Source organism: Burkholderia sp. b14, from assembly GCF_900156195.1.
In the GTDB taxonomy this organism is placed as follows: Bacteria; Pseudomonadota; Gammaproteobacteria; order Burkholderiales; family Burkholderiaceae; genus Mycetohabitans.
In genome coordinates this window covers 1,369,920-1,391,440 of the sequence record NZ_FTPJ01000003.1, presented here as the reverse complement: position 1 = coordinate 1,391,440, position 21,521 = coordinate 1,369,920, and the positions used below count along the sequence as shown (strand labels likewise).

General features: G+C 62.3%; 21 protein-coding genes. 19 read left to right on the top strand and 2 right to left on the bottom strand.

The window, feature by feature from the left end; translation table 11 throughout:
- Window positions 1-19: 19 nt before the first annotated feature.
- The 16 genes from B0B13_RS10810 to B0B13_RS10735 all read left to right on the top strand — a co-directional run bounded on the left by B0B13_RS10810 (window position 20) and on the right by B0B13_RS10735 (window position 17,269).
- Complete coding sequence (locus B0B13_RS10810) at window positions 20-436, top strand: gamma-butyrobetaine hydroxylase family protein (RefSeq protein WP_076787662.1); 417 nt, start codon at window positions 20-22, stop codon at window positions 434-436.
- A 59-nt stretch (window positions 437-495) separates the two neighbouring features.
- A complete protein-coding gene (gene ubiE / locus B0B13_RS10805) occupies window positions 496-1,227 on the top strand; it encodes a bifunctional demethylmenaquinone methyltransferase/2-methoxy-6-polyprenyl-1,4-benzoquinol methylase UbiE (RefSeq protein ID WP_076797276.1) in 732 nt (243 codons plus the stop codon).
- 19 nt (window positions 1,228-1,246) lie between these two features.
- A complete protein-coding gene (locus B0B13_RS10800) occupies window positions 1,247-2,302 on the top strand; it encodes a Tim44 domain-containing protein (protein ID WP_083703710.1) in 1,056 nt (351 codons plus the stop codon).
- Between the two features lie 103 nt (window positions 2,303-2,405).
- On the top strand, window positions 2,406-3,170 hold the full coding sequence (locus tag B0B13_RS10795) for a ubiquinone biosynthesis accessory factor UbiJ (RefSeq protein ID WP_076796323.1): 765 nt from the start codon (window positions 2,406-2,408) through the stop codon (window positions 3,168-3,170).
- A gap of 11 nt (window positions 3,171-3,181) precedes the next feature.
- Window positions 3,182-4,783: a ubiquinone biosynthesis regulatory protein kinase UbiB gene (gene ubiB / locus B0B13_RS10790; RefSeq protein ID WP_076796321.1), complete on the top strand. Its 1,602-nt coding sequence runs from the start codon at window positions 3,182-3,184 to the stop codon at window positions 4,781-4,783.
- Window positions 4,780-5,112: a class I SAM-dependent methyltransferase gene (locus tag B0B13_RS10785; RefSeq protein WP_235091230.1), complete on the top strand. Its 333-nt coding sequence runs from the start codon at window positions 4,780-4,782 to the stop codon at window positions 5,110-5,112. Before ubiB ends, B0B13_RS10785 begins: the two co-directional genes overlap by 4 nt.
- A gap of 61 nt (window positions 5,113-5,173) precedes the next feature.
- Window positions 5,174-5,530, top strand: a complete 357-nt coding sequence (locus B0B13_RS10780) for an FmdB family zinc ribbon protein (protein ID WP_076786070.1) — start codon at window positions 5,174-5,176, stop codon at window positions 5,528-5,530.
- 10 nt (window positions 5,531-5,540) lie between these two features.
- A complete protein-coding gene (locus B0B13_RS10775; RefSeq protein WP_139337059.1) occupies window positions 5,541-6,209 on the top strand; it encodes a DUF502 domain-containing protein in 669 nt (222 codons plus the stop codon).
- 78 nt (window positions 6,210-6,287) lie between these two features.
- Window positions 6,288-8,090 carry an aspartate--tRNA ligase gene (aspS, locus tag B0B13_RS10770; protein WP_076786071.1) on the top strand — a complete coding sequence of 601 codons (1,803 nt, stop codon included), beginning with the start codon at window positions 6,288-6,290 and terminating at the stop codon, window positions 8,088-8,090.
- 24 nt (window positions 8,091-8,114) lie between these two features.
- Window positions 8,115-8,585, top strand: coding sequence for a dihydroneopterin triphosphate diphosphatase (gene nudB, locus B0B13_RS10765; RefSeq protein WP_076786072.1), 471 nt, complete (start codon window positions 8,115-8,117; stop codon window positions 8,583-8,585).
- A gap of 13 nt (window positions 8,586-8,598) precedes the next feature.
- On the top strand, window positions 8,599-9,933 hold the full coding sequence (locus B0B13_RS10760) for a phospholipase D-like domain-containing protein (RefSeq protein ID WP_076796318.1): 1,335 nt from the start codon (window positions 8,599-8,601) through the stop codon (window positions 9,931-9,933).
- Between the two features lie 275 nt (window positions 9,934-10,208).
- Window positions 10,209-10,811 (top strand): TetR/AcrR family transcriptional regulator, encoded by a 603-nt coding sequence (locus B0B13_RS10755; RefSeq protein ID WP_076787672.1) that lies wholly within the window; start codon window positions 10,209-10,211, stop codon window positions 10,809-10,811.
- 54 nt (window positions 10,812-10,865) lie between these two features.
- Window positions 10,866-12,653 carry an acyl-CoA dehydrogenase C-terminal domain-containing protein gene (locus B0B13_RS10750; protein WP_076796316.1) on the top strand — a complete coding sequence of 596 codons (1,788 nt, stop codon included), beginning with the start codon at window positions 10,866-10,868 and terminating at the stop codon, window positions 12,651-12,653.
- A 32-nt stretch (window positions 12,654-12,685) separates the two neighbouring features.
- A complete protein-coding gene (locus B0B13_RS10745; protein ID WP_076796313.1) occupies window positions 12,686-15,121 on the top strand; it encodes a 3-hydroxyacyl-CoA dehydrogenase/enoyl-CoA hydratase family protein in 2,436 nt (811 codons plus the stop codon).
- Between the two features lie 24 nt (window positions 15,122-15,145).
- Window positions 15,146-16,345, top strand: coding sequence for an acetyl-CoA C-acyltransferase (locus B0B13_RS10740; protein WP_076786076.1), 1,200 nt, complete (start codon window positions 15,146-15,148; stop codon window positions 16,343-16,345).
- 159 nt (window positions 16,346-16,504) lie between these two features.
- Window positions 16,505-17,269 (top strand): enoyl-CoA hydratase, encoded by a 765-nt coding sequence (locus B0B13_RS10735; protein WP_076796311.1) that lies wholly within the window; start codon window positions 16,505-16,507, stop codon window positions 17,267-17,269.
- Between the two features lie 79 nt (window positions 17,270-17,348).
- Here the strand turns inward: B0B13_RS10735 and fdhD are convergent, their stop codons facing one another.
- A complete protein-coding gene (fdhD, locus tag B0B13_RS10730; protein WP_235091217.1) occupies window positions 17,349-18,359 on the bottom strand; it encodes a formate dehydrogenase accessory sulfurtransferase FdhD in 1,011 nt (336 codons plus the stop codon).
- A gap of 129 nt (window positions 18,360-18,488) precedes the next feature.
- Here fdhD and B0B13_RS10725 point away from each other — a divergent pair, with 129 nt between their 5' ends.
- The 3 genes from B0B13_RS10725 (at window position 18,489) to B0B13_RS10715 (ending at window position 20,844) form a co-directional block, all read left to right on the top strand.
- The gene (locus B0B13_RS10725; RefSeq protein ID WP_076787676.1) at window positions 18,489-18,962 is read left to right on the top strand and encodes a nitrate reductase associated protein; all 474 of its coding nucleotides are present in this window, start codon (window positions 18,489-18,491) and stop codon (window positions 18,960-18,962) included.
- 439 nt (window positions 18,963-19,401) lie between these two features.
- Complete coding sequence (locus tag B0B13_RS10720; RefSeq protein WP_076796308.1) at window positions 19,402-20,253, top strand: F-box protein; 852 nt, start codon at window positions 19,402-19,404, stop codon at window positions 20,251-20,253.
- Window positions 20,254-20,265: 12 nt separating this feature from the next.
- On the top strand, window positions 20,266-20,844 hold the full coding sequence (locus tag B0B13_RS10715; RefSeq protein ID WP_076796306.1) for a hypothetical protein: 579 nt from the start codon (window positions 20,266-20,268) through the stop codon (window positions 20,842-20,844).
- A gap of 199 nt (window positions 20,845-21,043) precedes the next feature.
- On the opposite strand, the gene B0B13_RS10710 is transcribed toward B0B13_RS10715, so the two are convergent.
- Window positions 21,044-21,445: an acyl-CoA thioesterase gene (locus tag B0B13_RS10710; protein WP_076796304.1), complete on the bottom strand. Its 402-nt coding sequence runs from the start codon at window positions 21,443-21,445 to the stop codon at window positions 21,044-21,046.
- Between the last annotated feature and the right edge of the window lie 76 nt (window positions 21,446-21,521).

Genomic DNA, 21,521 nt, shown 5'->3' with positions numbered 1-21,521 from the left:
ACTGAGAATGGAGTCGTCGATGGCAGGTTTGTCTCCCGATACGCCGGTGCCGACTGGCATCGTCGTGCATTCGGCATCGCGCGTGCTGGAACTGCGCTATGCGGACGGTGCATGCTACAGGCTGCCTTTCGAGTACCTACGGGTGTGGTCCCCGTCGGCCGAGGTGCGCGGGCACGGCCCGGGCCAGGAAACGCTGCAGACTGGTAAGCGCGACGTGACGATCGTGTCAATTGAGCCAGTCGGCCACTATGCATTGCAGCCGACGTTTTCCGACGGACACAATTCCGGCATCTATTCATGGGATCTGCTGTACGATCTCGCGACCCGGCAAGCCGAATACTGGCAAGCCTATCTCGACAAGCTGGCGGACGCCGGCGTGGACCGTGACGCGCCGATGGGCGAGGCGGCGCGCACGCGCGACGGCCACCGCCACTGACATCCCTACACGCATTACCGCGGCGCATGCCGCGCTCTTTCACGCAAGGAACCGCCGCCATGACGAAGACCCATTTCGGTTATCAGACCGTCGATGAGAGCGAGAAGGCGCATAAGGTCGCTGGAGTGTTCCATTCCGTGGCCTCACGCTATGACGTGATGAATGACCTGATGTCGGGCGGACTGCACCGCATGTGGAAGGCCTTCGCCATCGCCCAGGCCGGGGTGCGTCTCGGCTACAGCGTGCTGGATCTGGCTGGTGGCACGGGCGACTTAGCCAAGGCGTTTGCCCGGCAAGCCGGACCGTCCGGACAGGTATGGCATACCGACATTAACGAGTCGATGCTGCGCGTGGGGCGCGACCGCCTGCTCGACCAGGGCATCGTCACGCCGACGCTATTGTGCGATGCGGAAAAAATTCCGTTTCCCGACCATTACTTCAATGTGGTGAGTGTCGCGTTCGGTCTGCGCAACATGACTCATAAGGAGGTCGCGCTCGCCGAGATGCGCCGCGTGCTCAAGCCTGGCGGCCGGCTGTTGGTGCTGGAGTTCTCCAAAGTGTGGCAACCGCTGAAGAAGTTCTACGATGTGTATTCATTCAAGGTGTTGCCGTGGCTCGGCGAGAAAGTGGCGCGCGATCCCGACAGCTATCGGTACTTGGCCGAGTCGATTCGGCTGCACCCGGATCAGGACACGCTAAAAACAATGATGGAACAAGCTGGACTAGACGCCGTCAAATATTACAATCTGTCAGGTGGCGTTGTTGCACTGCATGTCGCCACCAAATACTAGCGACCGTCCAGGAGATCAGATGTCGGCTCAGTCCCGTTTTTCCAGTCATTCCTCCCATTTGCCCGCTACCGGCGCACCGCGCCTGAGCACACGCATCAGCCGCCGGTTCGGCGCGATTGCAGCAGCCGGTTTGTTGGCTATCGGCTCGTTCAGCGCATTCGATGCCGACGCAAAGCGCATGGGCGGCGGCCGCTCGATCGGCAAGCAGTCACAGATCACGCGGCAGGCGACGCCGCCCGCACAACCGAACGCGCCGCGGCAGGGCACACCGTCCCAGCCCGCACAGGGCGCGCAGGCGGCCCGCGGGCAAACCCCGCCGCCCGCGGCGGCCCAGCCCAAGCGTAATTGGATGGGGCCACTCGCGGGATTGGCCGCCGGCTTTGGGTTGGCGGCGTTGTTGTCGCATTTTGGACTCGGCGGCGCGTTGGCCAGCGTACTAAGCAACGTGATCCTGATTGCCCTGGTTGCGCTCGTCGGGTTGTGGCTGTTCCGCAAGTTCGCTAATCGCAACGCACGGCCTGCTGCCGCTTATGCGCATGGTGGCTTCGAGCCGCCTTCCAGTGCGTCACTGCGGCAATATGACGCACCGGTGGCCGCGCCGTCGCAAGTACCCGCAGCGGACGGCTTGGGCCAAACGGGCGTCGTGCCCGAGGGCCAGGCCCGCGTCACCGCGGATCCTAGCGTGCTTGACGTTCCCGTGGTGCCAGCCGGCTTCGACGTCGACGCATTCATGCGCCAGGCAAAGGTGGCGTTCGTGCGGCTACAGGCGGCCTGGGATGCCGGCAATCTCGACGACATCCGCGAGTTCACGACGCCCGAAATGTTTGCCGAGATTAAGCTGGATCTCGATTCGCGCCACGGTGAAAACCGCACCGACGTGGTGCAGTTGAACGCCGATCTGGTCGGCGTCGAGGACCGGGGTGGCAACGAGTACGTGGCGTCGGTGCGCTTCCATGGTCTGCTGCGCGAGGCCCAGGGTGCCGCGGCCGAGCCATTCGCCGAAATGTGGAACTTAAGCCGCAACGCGCGCAGCGGTGAAGGCTGGGTGCTGGCCGGCATCCAGCAACTGTCCTGACGATCCGGCTACACGGAATCGGGCGGCGCAGGCAAGCGCCGCCACGGACGTTACAATAACAGCCCGCGCGAGCGCCGCTTGCGCGGGCTTTCTTTCTGCCCCGATGACCATTGCCGCCAAGCCTTTCGTTGCCGTCGTCAACCATTTACTGATCCGCGAAGCGTGGGCGCGCGAGCGCCTGCTGCCGTACGCGGGGAAAACCGCGCGGCTGGTGTTGTCTCCGGCCGTGCTAGAGTTGGCCGTGCAGGGCGATGGCACGGTCGCTGTGCGGCAGCGTCCGCCTGCCGGCGCCACTGCGCTGGCACCGGCCGCATCCGGCGGGGCGTGCGACGTGCGGGCCAAGGCACCGCACGCGGCGCGGGACGGCGCGTCGGCGTCGCACGCGCCTATGCCCCCAACGGTCGACGTAACGATCACGGTGCCGCCGTCGGCGTTGTCTGCGTTCACTGCCGGTGGGCAGGCGGCGATCCTCAAGCACGTGCGGATCGAGGGCGACGCGGAATTCGCGGCGACGATCGCGAAGCTCGCGGAGCATTTGCGCTGGGAGGCCGAGGAGGATCTCGCACGTCTGATCGGTGACGTGCCAGCCCACCGCATTGCGTCGGTGGCGCGGGCCGTCTCGGCCTACGCGCGCCGCGCCGCAGGGGGCTTAGTCGGTTCGCTGACCGAATACCTGCTGGACGAGAATCCGCAACTGGTCCGCCGCGCACGATTCGAGCAATTCGGCGATGAGCTCGCGCGCGCGCGCGACACGCTTGCTCGGATCGAGAAGCGCATCGAGCGCGCCGAATGCGGCGTCGCGACGCGCCCGGGCGGCGCCGCGTCATCCACGGGAGCACGCTCCCGCTCGGCTGACGACCTGCACTGATCCGGCCGCCCATGAGAATCCTACGCTTTTTCAAAATACTATTTACAGTCTATCGCTTCGGACTCGACGAGGTGATGCTGGGGCACATTGCCGACTGGCGCGTGAAGCTGCTGGTGCGCGTGATGACGTTCGGCCGTCCGATCCGGATTCCGCGCGCGCAGCGGTTGCGCCTGGCGTTGGAAAGTCTCGGGCCGATCTTCGTGAAGTTCGGTCAGGTCCTGTCCACCCGGCGCGACCTGTTGCCGGTGGATATCGCGACCGAGCTGGCGAAGCTGCAGGATCAGGTCCCGCCATTCGATTCTGCGGTGGCGACCGCGTTGATCGAGAAGTCGCTGGGCAAGCCGGTCGATGTGCTGTTCGATGAGTTCGAACGGGTGCCGGTGGCCAGCGCTTCGATCGCGCAGGTGCACTTCGCGCGCCTGAAGAGCGGCACGCACGCCGGCAAGCCCGTGGCAATCAAGGTGCTGCGCCCCGGCATGCTGCCGGTGATCGACTCCGATCTCGCGCTATTGCGCGACATCGCGCGCTGGACCGAGCGGCTGTGGGCTGACGGCAAGCGGCTGCGGCCCCGCGAGGTGGTGGCGGAGTTCGATAAGTACCTGCACGACGAATTGGATCTGATGCGCGAGGCGGCGAACGCGAGCCAACTGCGCCGCAACTTTGCTGCACTGGATCTGCTGCTGGTGCCGGAGATGTACTGGGAGTATTGCACGTCGACGGTGATCGTGATGGAGCGGATGATTGGCGTGCCGATCAGCCAGGTAGACACGCTGCGCTCGGCCGGCGTCGACATCCCGAAGCTTGCGCGGCAAGGCGTGGAGATCTTCTTCACACAGGTGTTTCGCGACGGGTTCTTCCATGCGGACATGCACCCCGGCAACATCCAGGTGAGCTTAGACCCGGACCATTTCGGCCGTTATATCGCGCTGGACTTCGGGATCATCGGCGCGCTGTCGGATTTCGACAAGAACTATCTGGCGCAGAATTTCCTTGCGTTTTTCAAACGCGACTACCACCGGGTCGCGACGTTGCACCTGGAATCCGGGTGGGTGCCCCCGCACACGCGGGTCGAGGAACTGGAGAGCGCGATCCGCGCGGTGTGCGAGCCGTATTTCGACCGCGCGCTGAAGGACATTTCGCTCGGCCAGGTGCTGATGCGACTGTTCTCGACGTCGCGGCGCTTCAACGTCGAGATCCAGCCGCAATTGGTCCTGCTGCAAAAGACGATGCTCAACGTCGAGGGCCTGGGCCGCGCGCTTGACCCGGAACTCGATCTGTGGAAAACGGCCAAGCCGTATCTCGAGCGCTGGATGAACGATCAGATTGGCTGGCGCGGTTGGATGGAAAGGCTGAAAATCGAATCGCCGCAATGGAGCAAGACGCTGCCACAAGTGCCGCGCCTGATCCATCATGCGTTGTCCCGGCATCACGATCAGCCGCCGCGTGCGACCGAGGCTTTGATGCGGCGGATACTGATTGAGCAGCAACGGACCAACCGTTTGCTACAAGGACTGCTGGTATTCGGGGTGGCGGTCGGCGCCGGCGCGCTGCTGGCCCACTTCGGGCTGGCGTCCCTGGTTGGTATCGAGTCGTGTATCGGAGGTCCCCGATGAACTCAGCGAGCGGCGGCTCGTGCCGCGATGGCGGATTTGGCCTGCAACAGGACGTGCCGCAATGGGTAGACAAACGCGCGTTCCTGTGCTCGATGCCGCCGCGATGCTGGCTCGGGTATGCTGTCCGAATAACGGCGCTGGCGCCGCCGGGCGCATTGCTCGCCGGGTTTTTCTTTGTCGGTGCGACGCCGAAAGGCCCGCCGTTTGGCATCGAGCGCGACACGCTGCTGAACTCGTCGTTCGAACGGGTGGACGAGCGTCCGGTCAACGGCTCACTGTCGGTGTTCGGTCAACATGAGCGCTGGATAAGCTGGCGTCGGCGTGCGTAAGACGCCACCATTTCCGGCTATAATTCAAGGCTTTGCGAGATCCTTGAGGGGTGATAGGGCGATGCCGATCTATGCATATCGTTGCGAGTCCTGCGGCTTTAAGAAAGACGCGTTGCAAAAACTTAGCGATGCACCGCTGAGCCAGTGTCCCGAGTGCGGCCGCGACACGTTCCGCAAGCAGGTCACTGCAGCGGGATTCCAGTTGAAAGGCTCCGGCTGGTACGTGACCGATTTCCGCGGCGGTAACTCGGGCGGCAATAACCAATCCGAGGGCGGGGAAGGCGGCGCGAGCAAGGCGCCCGCCGCGAAGGAGGCGGGCAGCGGCAGCGCGGACGGCGCGACCAGCGCCGGTGCGTCCACCGCACCGGCTGCGGCAGGCAGCGCGACACCGTCGTCCAACGCGGGCACGTCTGCCTGAGCATCGATCCATGAAAATCAAGACGACCAAGAAGACGCTGAAGAACGTATTTCTGACCGGGCTGCTGGTGCTCGTGCCACTGGCAATCACGCTGTGGGTGCTGGGGCTGATCATCGGCACGATGGACCAGACGCTGCTGTTGCTGCCCGAAGCGTGGCAGCCGGAGCGCGTGTTCGGCTTTCGCCTGCCCGGCCTGGGGGCGGTGCTGACGCTGGCGTTCGTTTTCGTGGTCGGCCTCTTGACTCAGAACCTGATCGGGCAGACGCTCGTCAACTGGTGGGAAAAGCTACTGGCTCATATTCCCGTCGTCGGTCCGTTGTACACGAGTGTCAAGCAGGTATCTGACACGCTGCTGTCGTCCAGCGGCAATGCGTTCCGCAAGGCGTTGCTGATCGAATATCCGCGCAAGGGCTCGTACACAATTGGCTTTCTGACCGGGATTCCAGGCGGTGACGTCGCTAACCACTTGAATGGCGATCATGTCAGCGTCTATGTACCGACCACGCCGAACCCTACGTCGGGCTTCTTCCTCATGGTGCCAAAAAACGAGGTGGTGGAGTTGGACATGACGGTGGATGCCGCGCTGAAGTACATCGTGTCAATGGGCGTGGTGGCCCCGGTTGCATCGCCGGTGCCGGCCGTTGCGCCGCCGCGCCGTCCCGTCGAGCCGCTGCTCTGATTATTGCGGGCGTCGCCCGCGCGCCGGCATGATGCCGATCGCGCCGTCGCCTATCTTTACGAATGAAAGACGAACATCATGTCGATGAGATCTGAATATTGTGGTCGGGTGACTGAAAAACTGCTGGGCCAATCGGTGTCGCTCTGCGGCTGGGTGCATCGGCGCCGCGACCATGGCGGTGTCATTTTCATCGACTTGCGCGACTGCGAGGGATTGGTGCAAGTGGTGTGCGACCCCGACCGGCCGGACATGTTTAAGACCGCCGAAGGGGTGCGCCATGAGTTCTGTGTGCGTGTGGTCGGCATCGTGCGGGCACGCCCGGAAGGCACCCTCAACGCGAATTTGACCAGTGGTCAGATCGAGGTGTTATGCCACGAGCTGACGGTACTCAATGCATCAGTGACGCCGCCGTTCCAGCTGGACGACGAGAACCTGTCAGAGACCACACGTCTGACGCATCGCGTACTGGACCTGCGCCGGCCGCAGATGCAGCACAACCTGCGCCTGCGCTACCGTGTCGCAATGGAGTCGCGCAAGTACCTGGACGAGCAGGGGTTCATCGACATCGAGACGCCGATGCTCACGAAGAGCACGCCGGAAGGCGCACGCGACTACCTGGTGCCGTCGCGCGTGAACGCAGGGATGTTCTTCGCGTTGCCGCAGTCGCCGCAGCTGTTCAAGCAGCTGCTGATGGTGGCGAACTTTGACCGGTATTATCAAATCACGAAATGCTTTCGCGACGAAGACCTGCGCGCGGACCGGCAGCCGGAGTTCACGCAGATCGACTGCGAGACGTCGTTCTTGAACGAGCAGGAGATCCGCGACCTATTCGAGGCGATGATTCGCCATGTGTTCAAGGCGACGATCAACGTCGAGCTTGCCGATCCATTCCCGGTCATGCAGCATGCGGAAGCGATGCGCCGCTTCGGCTCGGACAAGCCCGACCTGCGCGTGAAGCTAGAATTCACCGAGTTGACCGACGTGATGAAGGACGTCGATTTCAAGGTGTTCAGCACGCCGGCGAACACGAAGGACGGCCGGGTGGCCGCGCTGCGCGTGCCCAACGGAGCGGAGCTGACGCGTGGCGATATCGACGGCTATACGGACTTCGTGCGCATCTATGGTGCAAAGGGTCTTGCGTGGATCAAGGTCAACGAGGTGGCCAAGGGGCGCGACGGCTTGCAAAGCCCGATCGTGAAGAACCTGCATGATGCGTGCATTGCGGCAATCCTCGAGCGCACCGGCGCGCAGGACGGCGACATCCTTTTCTTCGGCGCGGACCGCGCCAAGGTGGTCAACGACAGTCTCAGTGCGCTGCGGTTAAAAATTGGCCACTCGGCGTTCGGCCGCAGTGCCGGACTGGTCGAGCAGGGCTGGAAACCGCTGTGGGTCATCGATTTTCCAATGTTCGATTACGACGACGAGGATAATCGCTGGGTTGCCGCGCATCACCCGTTCACCAGCCCAAAGGACGAACACCTCGAATATCTCGAGGTTGATCCGGGTCGTTGCCTTGCAAAAGCGTACGACATGGTGCTCAACGGCTGGGAAATTGGCGGCGGTTCGGTGCGGATCCATCGCGAAGACGTGCAAAGCAAGGTGTTCCGCGCGCTGAAGATCGGCCCGGAGGAAGCGCGTGCGAAATTTGGCTTCTTGCTCGACGCGTTGCAATACGGCGCGCCGCCGCACGGTGGCATTGCATTCGGCCTGGACCGGATCGTCACGATGATGGCCGGCGCGGATTCGATTCGCGACGTGATCGCGTTCCCGAAGACCCAGCGTGCGCAGTGCCTGCTCACGCAAGCGCCGAGCGAGGTGGATGAGCGTCAATTGCGCGACCTGCATATCCGGCTGCGCAACGCCGAGCCGGTGAACGCGTAGTACGGCGCGCGGCGCAAGTTGCCGATGTCCCGGCCGTTTAAGATCCCGGAGTCGGTGCTGGTGGTGATTCACACCGCCAAGCTGGACGTGCTGGTCCTCGAACGCGCCGATCGCTCCGGTTTCTGGCAATCGGTGACCGGTTCGAAGGACACGCCCGACGAGCCGCTTGCGCTGACCGCGGCACGCGAAGTGTTCGAGGAGACCGGCATCGCGGTTGGCACGGCGCAGGTGCCGGCCGACGCGCTGCTCGATTGGTGCCATGCGATCGAGTACGAGATCTACCCGCAATGGCGCTATCGCTATGCGCCCGGCGTGAAGCGTAATATCGAGCACTGGTTTAGCCTCTGCGTGCCGCAATCCATTGAGATCACGCTGGCACCGCGTGAGCACGTCGCGTATGCGTGGCTGCCTTACCGGGACGCCGCGGCGCGTTGTTTTTCGGCATCGAATCGCGACGCGATCCTGCAGTTGCCGGGGCGACTCGCTGCCAGTTAAGCGGAGCGCGGCAATGGTGGCCACCATCAGGCGTCTGGTTCGGCTTCGACAGACGATGCTGGATGGCCATCGTAAGCCTCGGTTGCGCTTTACCGCCGGCAATGACGTGCGGATCTTTGGATCCGGCACCGCGCTGTTCGATGCGTTGATTGAGCGAATTGACGCGGCCGAACACGAGGTCGCGCTCGAGACGTATATTTTCCGCGACGATCCATGCGGCGCGCGCGTCAGCGCGGCGCTGGCGCGTGCCGCCGCGAGGGGCGTGCACGTGCGGGTGATCACCGACGGCATCGGCACTCCGCGCAGTGAATTGCTACGTGCATGGCACGATGCCGGCATCGAGCACCGTATCTACAATCCGGGCGTCTTCAGTATCCGCTTCGGATTTTCCCGCACCCATCGCAAGCTGGCTGCCGTCGATCGACGCTATGGTTTTTGCGGCGGACACAACGTCATAGACGACCGGCTGGAAGCGGGCCAGCCGTTGCCGTTTGCCCGATGGGACTATTCGGCTGAGGTGATCGGTCCCGCCGTCGTGGATCTGGTCGAGGCGTTCGACCTGCAATGGCGACGTATCGACCAAGCTCGGATTCCGCCGCCGCCAGCAGTGCCGCACGAACGTCTGGCGCACGGACCGGGCGGCGCCCCGGCAACCGATGCCGCGGCAGCCCGCTGCTTAACTGCCGCTGGCCGGGACCCTCCCGGCGAGGCCACGCCGCGTCCCGCTCGGGCGCGCCGCCGTGCGCTCGGGGCGCTTGACACGCCGGCAGACGTACCGCAGGTCGCGTTTGTCGCACGCGATAACGTCAATAATCGACGCGCGATTGAGCGTGCCTATCGGCTGGCGATTCGGCAGGCGCGGGACGAGATCCTAGTGGCTAACCCGTACTTCGTGCCCGGCCGCCGGATGCGCCGCGAGTTGGTCCGCGCAGCACGCCGTGGCGTGCGGGTGTCATTGGTGATCGGACGCAACGAATTTGTCGCGCTGGACTATGCGGTGCCGTTTCTCTATCAGTCGTTGCTGCGCGTGGGTATCCGGATTGCCGAATATGACCGTACGATGCTGCATGGCAAAGTCGCGGTGGTGGATGGCGTTTGGGGCACGATCGGATCATCCAACCTCGATGCGTTATCGCTGGTGCTCAACCATGAAGCCAATCTAGTGTTGTTCCGGCATCCCGAGGTGGCCGGCATACGCGCGGCCATCCTCGAGGCTGTGGAACAATCGCGCGCCATCGACCCGCAGCGTTACGCATCGCGGCCGTGGCTGGTGCGAGTGGCGAACTGGATTGCGTACAACGGATATTGGCTCGCCATGAAGCTGCTCACCATCGGCAGCTACGATTGACGATGCAATCCATTCTTGATCCGGTGCGCAAAATCACTTGAAATGGCGCACATGCGGGTTCGACGGTGCGCCACGCAGCACCCAAAACGCGCGGGACCGGAGCACGAGCATCGAATCACATCATCACGTTGATGACCGATCATCGCGCTATACAGCACGGTCGTGCTTGTTAGAAACTCATTTCTAATAAATAGCTTGTTTCCGCGGGCGGCCGCCCATAATAATAGTACGGCCGTTCTATTTTGCGGTGCAATGAATGGACGGTAAAAATGGCGATACGAAAAGGCGAACAAACCCGTGCGGCGATTCTGGATGCTGCGTTGGCCCTGGCGAGCCGGGATGGGCTCGAGGGGTTGACGATCGGTCTGCTGGCCGAGCGCATGCAGATGAGTAAGAGCGGTGTGTTCGCGCACTTCGGTTCGCGCGAGGATTTGCAAGTTGAGGTGATCCGGGAATACCACCAGCGCTTCGAACAGGAAGTGTTCTTCCCGGCGATCCGGGAGCCGCGCGGGTTGCCGCGCCTTAGGGCGCTGGTTGGCCGATGGATGGAGAAGCGGATCCAAGAGGTCACCACGGGTTGCATCTACATCAGTGGTGCCGTCGAGTACGATGATCGAGCCGCCAGCGCCGTGCGCGAGGAACTCGCACGCAGCGTCAGTACTTGGCGCGGCACGCTGATCCGTGCCATCTTGCAAGCCAAGGATGAAGGGCATCTGCGTGCAGACACCGACCCGCGGCTAATGCTGTTCGAGTTGTACAGCGTGACGCTCGGGCTGCACCACGATGCGCGTTTCCTGCGCTTGCCGGATGCGGTCGAGGTCGCGTGGCGGGTGCTCGACAAAGTTTTTGTATCGTATCAAAGCGACGCTGGTCGCTGACGCGGGCAGAGCACTCCGCGCATCGCCGGTGCCTTAGTCAAAACGGAGAGAGTCATGGGACAGTACGCCGCACCGTTGCGCGACATGCAATTCGTGTTGCACGAATTGCTGAACGTCGAAGCCGAACTGAAGCAACTGCCTAAGCACGCGGATCTGGATGCCGATACGATTAATGCGGTGCTGCAGGAGGCGGGCAAGTTCTGCTCCGAGGTCCTGTTTCCGTTGAACCAGGTTGGCGACCAGCAGGGTTGCACGTACGTCGGCGACGGCGTGGTGACCACGCCCGAGGGCTTCAAGCAAGCGTACCAGCAGTATGTCGAGGCCGGATGGCCGGCGCTAGGCTGCGATCGGGCCTATGGCGGCCAGGGCTTGCCCGCGTTCGTGAACAACGCGCTGTACGAGATGCTCAATTCGGCGAACCAAGCATGGACCATGTATCCTGGCCTGTCGCACGGCGCGTATGAATGCCTGCACGCGCACGGCACGCCCGAGCTTCAGCAGCAGTACCTGCCAAAGCTGGTATCCGGTCAATGGACCGGCACGATGTGCCTGACCGAGCCGCATTGCGGCACCGACCTCGGGATCCTACGCACGCGGGCCGAGCCCAACGGCGACGGTTCGTACTCGATCACCGGCACGAAAATCTTCATTTCGAGTGGCGAGCACGACCTCGCCGACAACATCGTCCACCTGGTGCTCGCGCGGTTGCCGGACGCGCCGGCGGGGACCAAGGGCATTTCATTGTTCATCGTGCCCAAGTTCATCCCGGACGACAACGGCGAGCCTGGGCAGCGCAACGGCGTCAAGTGTGGCTCGATCGAGCACAAGATGGGTATCCATGGCAATGCGACGTGTGTAATTAACCTGGATGATGCCAAGGGCTGGATGGTCGGCGAGCCGAACAAGGGCTTGAATGCGATGTTCGTGATGATGAATGCGGCGCGGCTTGGCGTGGGCATGCAAGGCCTGGGGCTGACCGAGGTCGCGTACCAGAACTCGCTCGCCTACGCGAGGCAGCGGCTGCAGATGCGCTCGCTCAGCGGTCCGAAAGCGCCGGACAAAGCGGCCGATCCGATCATCGTACACCCAGATGTGCGGCGCATGTTGTTGACGCAGAAGGCCTATGTCGAGGCGGGTCGCGCGTTCACTTACTGGGCGGCTTTGCAGATCGACAAAGAGCTGTCGCACGAGGACGAGGCGGTGCGTCGGGATGCGGCCGACCTGGTGGCGTTGCTCACACCGGTCATCAAGGCGTTCCTGACCGACAACGCGTTCGAGGCAACCAACAACGCCATGCAGGTGTTTGGCGGCCATGGCTATATCGCTGAATGGGGCATGGAGCAATATGTGCGCGATGCGCGTATCAACATGATCTACGAAGGCACCAACACGATTCAGTCGCTGGACCTGTTGGGGCGCAAGGTGCTCGGCGACATGGGCGCGAAGCTGAAGAAGTTTGGCAAGCTCGTGCAGGATTTTGTCGAGGCCGAGGGCATCAACCCCGACATGCAGGAGTTCGTCAATCCGCTGGCGGATATCGGCGAGAAGGTACAGAAGCTGACGATGGAAATCGGCATGAAGGCGATGCAGAGCCCGGACGAAGTCGGCGCCGCGGCGGTACCGTACCTGCGCACGGTCGGGCATTTCGTGTTCTCGTACTTCTGGGCGCGCATGGCCCGTCTGGCGCTGGACAAGCAGGGTAGCGGTGACCCATTCTACCGGTCCAAGCTCGCGACCGCGCGGTTCTACTTCGCGAAGCTGTTGCCCGAGACGGCTTTCACGATCCGCGCTGCGCGTGCCGGCGCCAAGCCGCTGACCGAGATCGACGAAGCGCTGTTTTAATGGGTGGGAGCAGGCTTTAATTGGAGAGACACGTGAGCAATCTGATCATTCGCAAGGTGGCGGTGCTGGGCGCCGGCGTGATGGGCGCGCAAATCGCGGCGCACCTGATCAACGCGAAGGTGCCGGTGCTGCTGTTCGACCTGCCCGCGAAGGAGGGGCCCAAGAACGGCATCGCGCTCAACGCGATTGAGCACCTGAAAAAGCTGTCGCCGGCGCCGCTCGGCGTGAAGGGCGATGCCGCGCATATCGTTGCCGCCAACTACGAGGACGATCTGGACAAGCTGCGCGAGTGCGACCTGGTGATCGAGGCGATCGCCGAGCGCATGGACTGGAAGCACGATTTATACAAGAAGGTGTCCCCGTATATCGGCGAGAAGGCGATCTTCGCGACCAATACGTCGGGGCTGTCGATTATCCGGCTCTCGGAAGGCTTGTCCGATGACCTGAAAGCGCGCTTTTGCGGCGTGCACTTTTTCAATCCACCGCGGTACATGCATCTGGTCGAATTGATTCCGACCGAGCATACGCGCCCGGAGGTACTTGATCAACTCGAGACCGTGCTCACCAGCGTGGTCGGCAAGGGCGTGGTGCGTGCCAAGGACACACCAAACTTCATTGCGAACCGTGTTGGCATCTTCTCGATCCTCGCGGTGATCGCCGAGGCAGCCAAGTTCGGACTGCGCTTTGACGAAGTCGATGACCTGACCGGCTCACGGCTAGGCCGCGCAAAGTCGGCCACGTTCCGTACCGCCGACGTGGTTGGCCTGGATACGATGGCGCACGTCATTAAGACGATGCAGGACAACCTGGCCGACGATCCATTCTTCCCGGTTTACCAGACACCGCCGGTGCTCGCCGCGCTGGTGGCCAAGGGAGCGCTCGGACAAAAGAGCGGCGCAGGGTTCTATAAGAAGGAAGGCAAGGCCATCAAGGTGCTGGACGCGAAGACCGGCGAGTACGTGGACAGTGGCGCCAAGGCCGACGAGCTGGTCGCCCGCATCTTAAAGCGTGCGCCCGCTGAGCGGCTGAAGCTGTTGCGCGAGTCCACGCATCCGCAGGCGCAATTCCTGTGGTCGATCTTCCGTGATGTGTACCACTATATTGCCGTGCACCTTGAATCGATCGCCGATAACGCGCGCGACGTCGACTTGGCGATCCGCTGGGGCTTTGGTTGGAACGAGGGGCCGTTCGAAGGGTGGCAGGCCGCCGGCTGGAAGCAGGTTGCCCAATGGGTCCAGGAAGACATCCGCGCCGGCAAGGCATTGGCCGACGTGGTGCTGCCGGCATGGGTGCTGGACGGCCCTGTTGGGGAGCAGGGCGGCGTGCATACCGCGCAGGGCTCGTGGTCGCCGGCGCGGCGCACGTTCGTGCCGCGTAGCACGCTGCCGGTCTACCGCAAGCAGGTGTTCCGTGCATCGCTGGTTGGCGAGGCCAGCAACGATCCGCGCACGTATGGCAAGACGGTGTTCGAGACCGACGTGGTGCGCGCATGGGTCGACGAGCGGGCCGGCGAGGACGACGTGCTGATTCTGTCGTTCAAGTCGAAGATGAATACGATCGGGCCGAGTGTGATCGACGGAATCACGCAGGCGATCGACGTTGCTGAACAGCAATACAAGGCGCTGGTGATCTGGCAGCCGACGTCGCTGAAGCTCGGCGCGCCGGGCGGCCCGTTCTCCGCTGGCGCAAATCTTGAGGAAGCGATGCCCGCGTTCATGATGGGCGGCGCCCAGGGCATTGAGCCATTCGTGCAAAAATTCCAGCAGGGCATGCTGCGTGTGAAGTACGCGAATGTGCCGGTGATATCGGCCGCGTCGGGCGTTGCGCTGGGAGGCGGTTGTGAACTGCTGCTGCATAGCGCCAAGCGCGTCGCCCACGTGGAGACCTATATCGGGCTGGTCGAGGTTGGCGTGGGGCTGGTGCCAGCCGGCGGCGGGCTCAAGGAGGCGGCACTGCGCGCGGCTCAGGCCGCAACTGATGCGGGAGCGACGGGCAATCTGCTGCAGTTCCTGCAAAAGCCTTTCGAGGCCGCGGCGATGGCGAAAGTGTCGTCGTCCGCGCACGAGGCGCGTACGCTGGGTTATCTGAAGCCGTCTGACACGATTGTCTTTAATGTGCACGAATTGCTCGACACCGCAAAGAACGAAGCGCGCGCGCTGGCAGCGGCCGGCTATCGCCCGCCGCTGCCGGCCAATGCGATTCCGGTGGCGGGACGTTCGGCAATTTCAACCATCAAGGCGTCGTTGGTCAACATGCGCGATGGACGCTTTATCAGCGAACATGATTTCCTGATCGCCTGCCGCATCGCCGAGGTAATCTGCGGTGGGGACGTTGAAGCAGGCAGTACTGTTGATGAGGCGTGGCTGCTCGCGCTCGAGCGCCGTGCGTTCGTTGCGCTGCTCGGCACGCAGAAGACGCAGGAACGGATCATGGGCATGCTGCAGACCGGCAAGCCGGTGCGCAATTAACGCGGCCCGACAAGGAGTCTTGAGATGAGCAAACAAGTGCAAGATGCCTACATCGTCGCGGCTAGCCGCACGCCGATTGGCAAGGCGCCGCGCGGTGCTTTGCGCCATACGCGCCCTGACGAGTTGCTGACTCACGCGATCCGCTCGGCCCTCGCGCAGGTGCCAGCACTCGATACGAAGCTGATCGAGGATGCCATCGTCGGCTGTGCGATCCCGGAGGCGGAGCAGGGCCTGAACGTCGCGCGCATCGGCGCGCTGCTGGCAGGCCTACCGCCCAGCGTCGGCGGCGTTACGGTGAATCGCTTTTGCGCGTCCGGCATGACCGCGTTGGCGATGGCGGCCGATCGCATCCGTGTCGGCGAAGCGGAGGTGATGCTCGCCGGCGGCTGCGAGTCGATGAGCATGGTGCCGATAATGGGCAACAAGCCTTCGTTGCCGCCACCTATCTTCGATGCCGACGAGAATATAGGCATTGCCTATGGAATGGGGCTGACCGCCGAGCGTGTGGCACAGCGCTGGGAAGTGTCACGCGAGGCGCAGGATGAGTTCTCGCTGCGTTCGCACCAAAAGGCGTTGGCCGCTCAGCAGGCGGGCGAATTTGCCGACGAAATTGCGCCGTACACGGTGACGGACCGCATGCCGGATCTGGCGAGTGGCCGGATCGTCGTGAACCCACGTGAGATCGCGCTGGACGAAGGGCCTCGTGCCGACACGACGCTGGAAGGGCTCGGCAAGCTCAAAGCCGTGTTCGCGAACAAGGGCACGGTGACGGCCGGCAACAGCTCGCAGACCTCGGATGGCGCCGGTGCGCTGGTCGTGGTGTCGGAGAAGATCCTCAAGCAATTCAACCTCACACCGCTGGCGCGCTTCGTGAGCTTTGCGGTGCGCGGCGTGCCGCCGGAGATCATGGGCATCGGCCCAAAGGAAGCCATTCCGGCCGCGCTGAAGGCCGCCGGCCTGGCACTGCAGGACATTGACTGGATCGAACTGAACGAGGCGTTTGCCGCGCAGGCGCTGGCGGTGATTGGTGATCTGGGGCTTGACCCGGCCAAGGTGAACCCGCTGGGTGGCGCGATCGCGTTGGGTCACCCGTTGGGCGCCACGGGGGCGATCCGCGCCGCTACGGTCGTGCACGGGCTGCGTCGGCGCAAGCAAAAGTACGGCATGGTGACGATGTGCGTTGGTACTGGCATGGGGGCTGCCGGTATCCTCGAACGGGTATAACGCACGCCGATGCGTCGGGATGTATACCTGGCGCGACGCCTCAACGGCTCGACTGCTCGTGAGCAGCGTTGTTGCGCGAGCCATTTATTCGCCACTCACGTGCCGGGTTGCCCTACCCCCGTGCCGCGTGCGATCGGTCCACCGAGGAGACATCGGACGATGGATATCGTAATTAAACGTGAGCGCGGCGTGCTGACTCTCCAGTTGAATCGGCCGGATAAGAAAAATGCGATGACTGCCGTGATGTACCAGTCGATGGCCGACGCGCTCGCCCAGGCTCGCGACGATGCATCGGTGCGTGCGATCCTGATTCGCGGCCATGACGGGGTGTTTTGCGCAGGCAACGACCTGGAGGACTTCATGCAGCGGCCGCCGTCCGGGCCGGATGCCCCGGTGCTCCAGTTCCTGCAGCAGATCAGTACGGCGGCCAAGCCGATCGTCGCCGCCGTGTCGGGCCCGGCGGTTGGCATCGGCACGACGCTGCTGCTGCATTGCGATCTTGTTTATGCGGCCGACGATGCGCGCTTCTCGCTGCCGTTCACGCAGCTCGGGCTGTGTCCCGAGGCGGCGTCGAGCCTATTGCTGCCGCGCTTGGCCGGCTACCAGCGCGCCGCGCAGAAGCTGCTGCTTGGTGAGCCGTTCGATGCGCATGAAGCTCAAGCGATCGGTATCGTGAGTCAGGTCCTGCCGCTCGCACAGTTGCACGACTTCGTGCTGGCGCAGGCGACCAAGCTAGTAGCGTTGCCCGCGTCGTCGCTGCGTGTGACCAAGATGTTGCTCAAGCGCGACGCGCAGGCGCAGGTCGTGCAACGCATTGCCGAGGAGGCGGAGCAATTCGGCCGGATGCTGCGTTCACCCGAGGCGCGCGAAGCAATGAGCGCGTTCCTGCAAAAGCGTAAGCCGGACTTCTCGCCATTCGAGTGACTGCCACGCCGCACGAACGCCGGACAACGGGCTGCGATGTCGCGCGGCGCCGCCACGGTTCCTCGCCGGCCGTGCTCATCTAGCGGGGCGGTGCCGGCGCACTGTACTCGACGTAGCCGGATTCGCGACAAAAACTGACCAGTCGGATGCCGGCTTTGGCCGCGATTGACACGGCGAGCGCGGTCGGCGCGGAGATCGTCGCCACCATCGGCACGCTCACGCGCGCGCATTTGCGCACCAGTTCATAGCTGGCTCGACTCGACAGGAACACAAAGCCGTCGCGCATGTCCTCGCGCGCGAGCACGAGTTGTCCGATCAGCTTGTCCAGCGCATTGTGCCTGCCGACATCCTCGAACGCATAGCGGATCGTGCCGTGGGCATCGCACCACGAGGCCGCGTGCACGCCGCCGCATGCCTGCATTAGCGGCTGGTGTGCTGGTAATTCCCGCACCGCGCACGCGAGCGCATCCGTGGCCAGACGCTGCAGGAAACCGGTATGCTCGACGCGCTCCGGCTCTAGGTCGAGCAATTGCACGCTCTCGATGCCGCACACGCCGCAACCGGTCCGCCCGGCCAGGGCACGGCGTCTGTCCTTCAGTGACGCGAACGCGTGCTGCACCAGCGTGAGCTGCACCTGCGCGTAGCCCTCATCGTACATCAGTACCTCAATGTCATGGATTTCGCTGCCTGACGATACGATTCCCTCAGTCAGCGCAAAGCCGACTGCGAACAAATCCAAGTCCCGCGGCGTGCACATCATCACAGCGTGCGAAATCCCGTTAAATACCAGCGCCACCGGTACTTCGTCGGCGACGACATCGTGCTCTACCCGCCGCCCGCCCGCTGCCGTGCGCAGTACGGGGCGCTCCAGCAAGCCGGATTTTCCGGTATCAGCGTCGATGTCGACCCCGTTGCGGGAAATCGGGCCTGTATTGGTGTTGGCGTCGGGGTTGGTGCTGTCGGGGCTAGAGCTAGTGTCAGTGCCAGTAGTATTGGCAGTGCCAGCGATATTGGTACTGGCACCAGGGTCGGCGTCTGGGCCGTGCGGGTGGGCGGCGCGAGGCTCGGTATGCAAAGGCATGGGGAGCAATGAAGGGATGACGATTCGATCGTCCTACAATACCTGAAAAACGCACGATGCTGGCTGCATGCGATGCATCTGCGGTCGGCCTGCCGATGTTCCGTGCTATTCACCACCTTTTTTTGGGCGCTCACGACCATGCCGTTGCTCGATACTCCGTTGCTGCTCGACTTTGAGGTTTCATCGTGTGAAAACCTTACGTACATCCCGCTGGCGGTCCGCTACAACCTGGACCGCTTCGGCGTGCGTATCTCGCTGACGCAATGGCAGACATTGCCGCATGCGGATCGCGTGCTATTGGCGTGTTTTCCGCTGGACGATGATCCGCAGATTGAGCGCCGCTTTGACCAGGCGCTTGCCGAGATGCTGCGTACCCACCTAAACGCCGAGCCGTCCGTGCAGGCGCCAGACGTGTCGCCCGCATGGCAGCGTACCGACGCGGTGCCCGACGAGTTGCGCAGGCAATGCTCACTGGCTGGGGTGACCCCAGTCAGTGTCGCCCGCTGGGCCACACTGCCGCGGTTTCACCGATATGTGCTGACCAAGCTGTCACGAAGGCCGGTGGCGAACCACGATTTCGTGCCTGCGATGAAGTCCTTCGGCCTGATCTGACTGATCATGTCGGGCAACCTGGGGATGCCGTTTAACGCAAAGCGGGGCAACGCCGGCTAGCGCAGGCTTAGGCCACACGGGTTAGCGCAACTCGGCCAATGCCGTCCTGCGTAACCCGGGCAAGGCTGCTGAGCCGCATAAGGCGCTTCACTTTAAATCGGCGTACTAATAGGGTGATGTGTCAACATGGTCGCATGCCTACTGCCCAAAAGACCCCATTGATACGACTCAAGCTAATATCGCCAGAGGCCGCGGTGTCAGAGCTGGTCTGAATGCAACATCGGCCTGTCATTGCTGCCCAGGCAGGTCAATGCCTTCTCTATCCGCCAAAAATTTTGCCATTTTTGTTCATCACTGCGCTGATCCGCCCGCTTTTAGCTAGCCTGCTACGCAGCATCGCTTTGCGTTGCGTCTTTCTCACTTCTTGCTGAGCTTGCCGATGGACTTCGATTTAAACGCCGCTTTGAACAACACGCAGAGCGCCATTTATGCGATGGACGAACAAGCCCGCCCGCAGGCCACGGCTGCACCGCCTACGAGTGTGAAACGATTGGCAAGTCCCGTATCCGATACACCGCTAAAAAAGCCAAAAACGCACACTGCGCTGCCGGATGAAGTGATGTTGAATATTGCGGATCATCTGTCGTTTGCCGATCTTGCCGCGTTTTCACAAGTGAACAAACGCACTTATCATCTGATGGAGGAGAGGCGATGGGCCGCACGCTGCGGCGAGCAAACGTCCAAGGTCTCCAACCTCGCGTCGTGGCAACAGTTGATTGATGACATCGAGCGTATTCAGGCTGAACCGGGCCTGCGGGCCGAACCCTTCATCACACTGTCAAACCGATTACCGTGTTTACCCTACGAGCAGCAAAGCGAGGCTTTTGAACGGCTGTTCGCAGCAGCCGACCGCCTGCCAGAGCAAAGTCTTCAAATACAAAAAAAGATGCTTACCGGGCCTACCATGCGTCGCATTCACCCCCGCCAGCGGGCCAGGATATTTGATTTTGCCTATGCGATGGCCGAGAGACGGCGACCCGATCAAGACAATTTTTGGCCTGAACTGGCCCATGCGCTTTGGAGTATAAAGCTAGACCTATCAATCGCATCAAGGCAATCAAGCGAATATCAGGGGTACGTCGCAAGGTATCAGGCACTGCTCAACCAGCTCGCACACCTGGACTCGTTTCAGAAAGCCGAACTCGTTTCACGGTTGACTAATCAACTGAACGCTAGAATTTTTTTTCGTGGTGGAGGCAGTGTTTCCTCAGCCTATGCGATATTGCAGTAGCAGACATTATCGTTGCCTGCATCCGTTCAAGGCGCACCGGTCGGCACGTTGGCCGCCGCTGTAGAAACGCTGCCCGAGGCGGAGCGTGCAGCACGCTATGCAGAAATGCGACACTTGGCACTCTCGCTTCCGGATGAGCAACTGGGCATTGCGTTGCCCGGTTTTGCAGCCGGGTTGAGTAGCGTGCCACTCGAGCGACGCACGCCCGAATTTCAACGACTGGCGTTTGCGCTGCCGCGTGTGCCGCCTACCCAGCGCGTCCAAGTCGCAACTGATCTGCTGAAGCACACACCAGAGTTGGACGATGCGCTGTCAAAGCAGGTGTGGCGGCATGCGCTGCAATTGCTCGATGGCAGCAGCGACACGGCATTATCAGAGGTTCTTAGCAAGTCGCATATTTTGTTGTACGGTACGAAATTGCAATGGGAATATGTTATTGACGAACTTCAAGCTTTTATGGATCGGAACCACTACACTGAGCAAGCTCGTGCCACACAACTCGAGAGTATTCATTCTATTCTCTCGATTACTTCTCGATGGCGGGGAGTTTGTGGTCAGAACATTCGACTCCATCAGCGGTTTCGGCGTTAGACAGCCGGTTTAACTTTCTTTTCAGCTTGCGTCACTAATCTCAATGTAGCCGACTTTGCATGTCGGCTTTGCCTCGATAGACAAGCTGTACGCGCTTCAAGGTTACCGGCGCAGCGGATCAATTGGCTCGCGTCATCTTCGTCTTGCTTGGACTAAATTGTTGATACGGCACGCCTGCGCTGTTCGCAAGCGGCAGGCCTCAGCCGAGCGGCGGCAATACGCGCGGACGGCGTTGCGAATCGGTCGCGACGTAGGTCAGCGTCGCTTCGGTAACCTTAACGGTCTCGCCGGCCAGGCCCATACGTTGTGCATAGACCGACACGTCAACAGTGATCGATGTGCGGCCGGTGCGGATGATATCTGTATAGAAGCTGAGCAGGTCGCCGACGAACACCGGCTGCTTGAAGACAAACGAATTGACCGCGACCGTGACGACGCGGCCGTTCGCCCGCCGCGATGCCGGGATTGAACCGGCGATGTCAACCTGAGCCATGATCCAGCCGCCGAACACGTCGCCATGCACATTTGCATCGTGAGGCTGCGGCACGACGCGTAGCGCCACCGGTTTGTCATGAGGCAATTCAGTCAGGAAAGTGTTCATGAGCGGTTCCTGTGTATTGGTGGGCCGGCCGACGAGCCAGTCAGTGGTGGATGTCGATGCCAGGCCGGCGCATCGT

Coding starts and splice junctions, on each gene's coding strand:
- B0B13_RS10750 (WP_076796316.1), top strand. CDS start 10,866: ATGGGACAGTACGCCGCACCGTTGCGCGACATGCAATTCGTGTTGCAC.
- B0B13_RS10710 (WP_076796304.1), bottom strand. CDS start 21,445: ATGAACACTTTCCTGACTGAATTGCCTCATGACAAACCGGTGGCGCTA.
- B0B13_RS10775 (WP_139337059.1), top strand. CDS start 5,541: ATGAAAATCAAGACGACCAAGAAGACGCTGAAGAACGTATTTCTGACC.
- B0B13_RS10740 (WP_076786076.1), top strand. CDS start 15,146: ATGAGCAAACAAGTGCAAGATGCCTACATCGTCGCGGCTAGCCGCACG.
- B0B13_RS10725 (WP_076787676.1), top strand. CDS start 18,489: ATGCCGTTGCTCGATACTCCGTTGCTGCTCGACTTTGAGGTTTCATCG.
- B0B13_RS10810 (WP_076787662.1), top strand. CDS start 20: ATGGCAGGTTTGTCTCCCGATACGCCGGTGCCGACTGGCATCGTCGTG.
- B0B13_RS10780 (WP_076786070.1), top strand. CDS start 5,174: ATGCCGATCTATGCATATCGTTGCGAGTCCTGCGGCTTTAAGAAAGAC.
- ubiB (WP_076796321.1), top strand. CDS start 3,182: ATGAGAATCCTACGCTTTTTCAAAATACTATTTACAGTCTATCGCTTC.
- aspS (WP_076786071.1), top strand. CDS start 6,288: ATGTCGATGAGATCTGAATATTGTGGTCGGGTGACTGAAAAACTGCTG.
- B0B13_RS10795 (WP_076796323.1), top strand. CDS start 2,406: ATGACCATTGCCGCCAAGCCTTTCGTTGCCGTCGTCAACCATTTACTG.
- B0B13_RS10760 (WP_076796318.1), top strand. CDS start 8,599: ATGGTGGCCACCATCAGGCGTCTGGTTCGGCTTCGACAGACGATGCTG.
- nudB (WP_076786072.1), top strand. CDS start 8,115: ATGTCCCGGCCGTTTAAGATCCCGGAGTCGGTGCTGGTGGTGATTCAC.
- B0B13_RS10720 (WP_076796308.1), top strand. CDS start 19,402: ATGGACTTCGATTTAAACGCCGCTTTGAACAACACGCAGAGCGCCATT.
- B0B13_RS10735 (WP_076796311.1), top strand. CDS start 16,505: ATGGATATCGTAATTAAACGTGAGCGCGGCGTGCTGACTCTCCAGTTG.
- B0B13_RS10800 (WP_083703710.1), top strand. CDS start 1,247: ATGTCGGCTCAGTCCCGTTTTTCCAGTCATTCCTCCCATTTGCCCGCT.
- ubiE (WP_076797276.1), top strand. CDS start 496: ATGACGAAGACCCATTTCGGTTATCAGACCGTCGATGAGAGCGAGAAG.
- B0B13_RS10785 (WP_235091230.1), top strand. CDS start 4,780: ATGAACTCAGCGAGCGGCGGCTCGTGCCGCGATGGCGGATTTGGCCTG.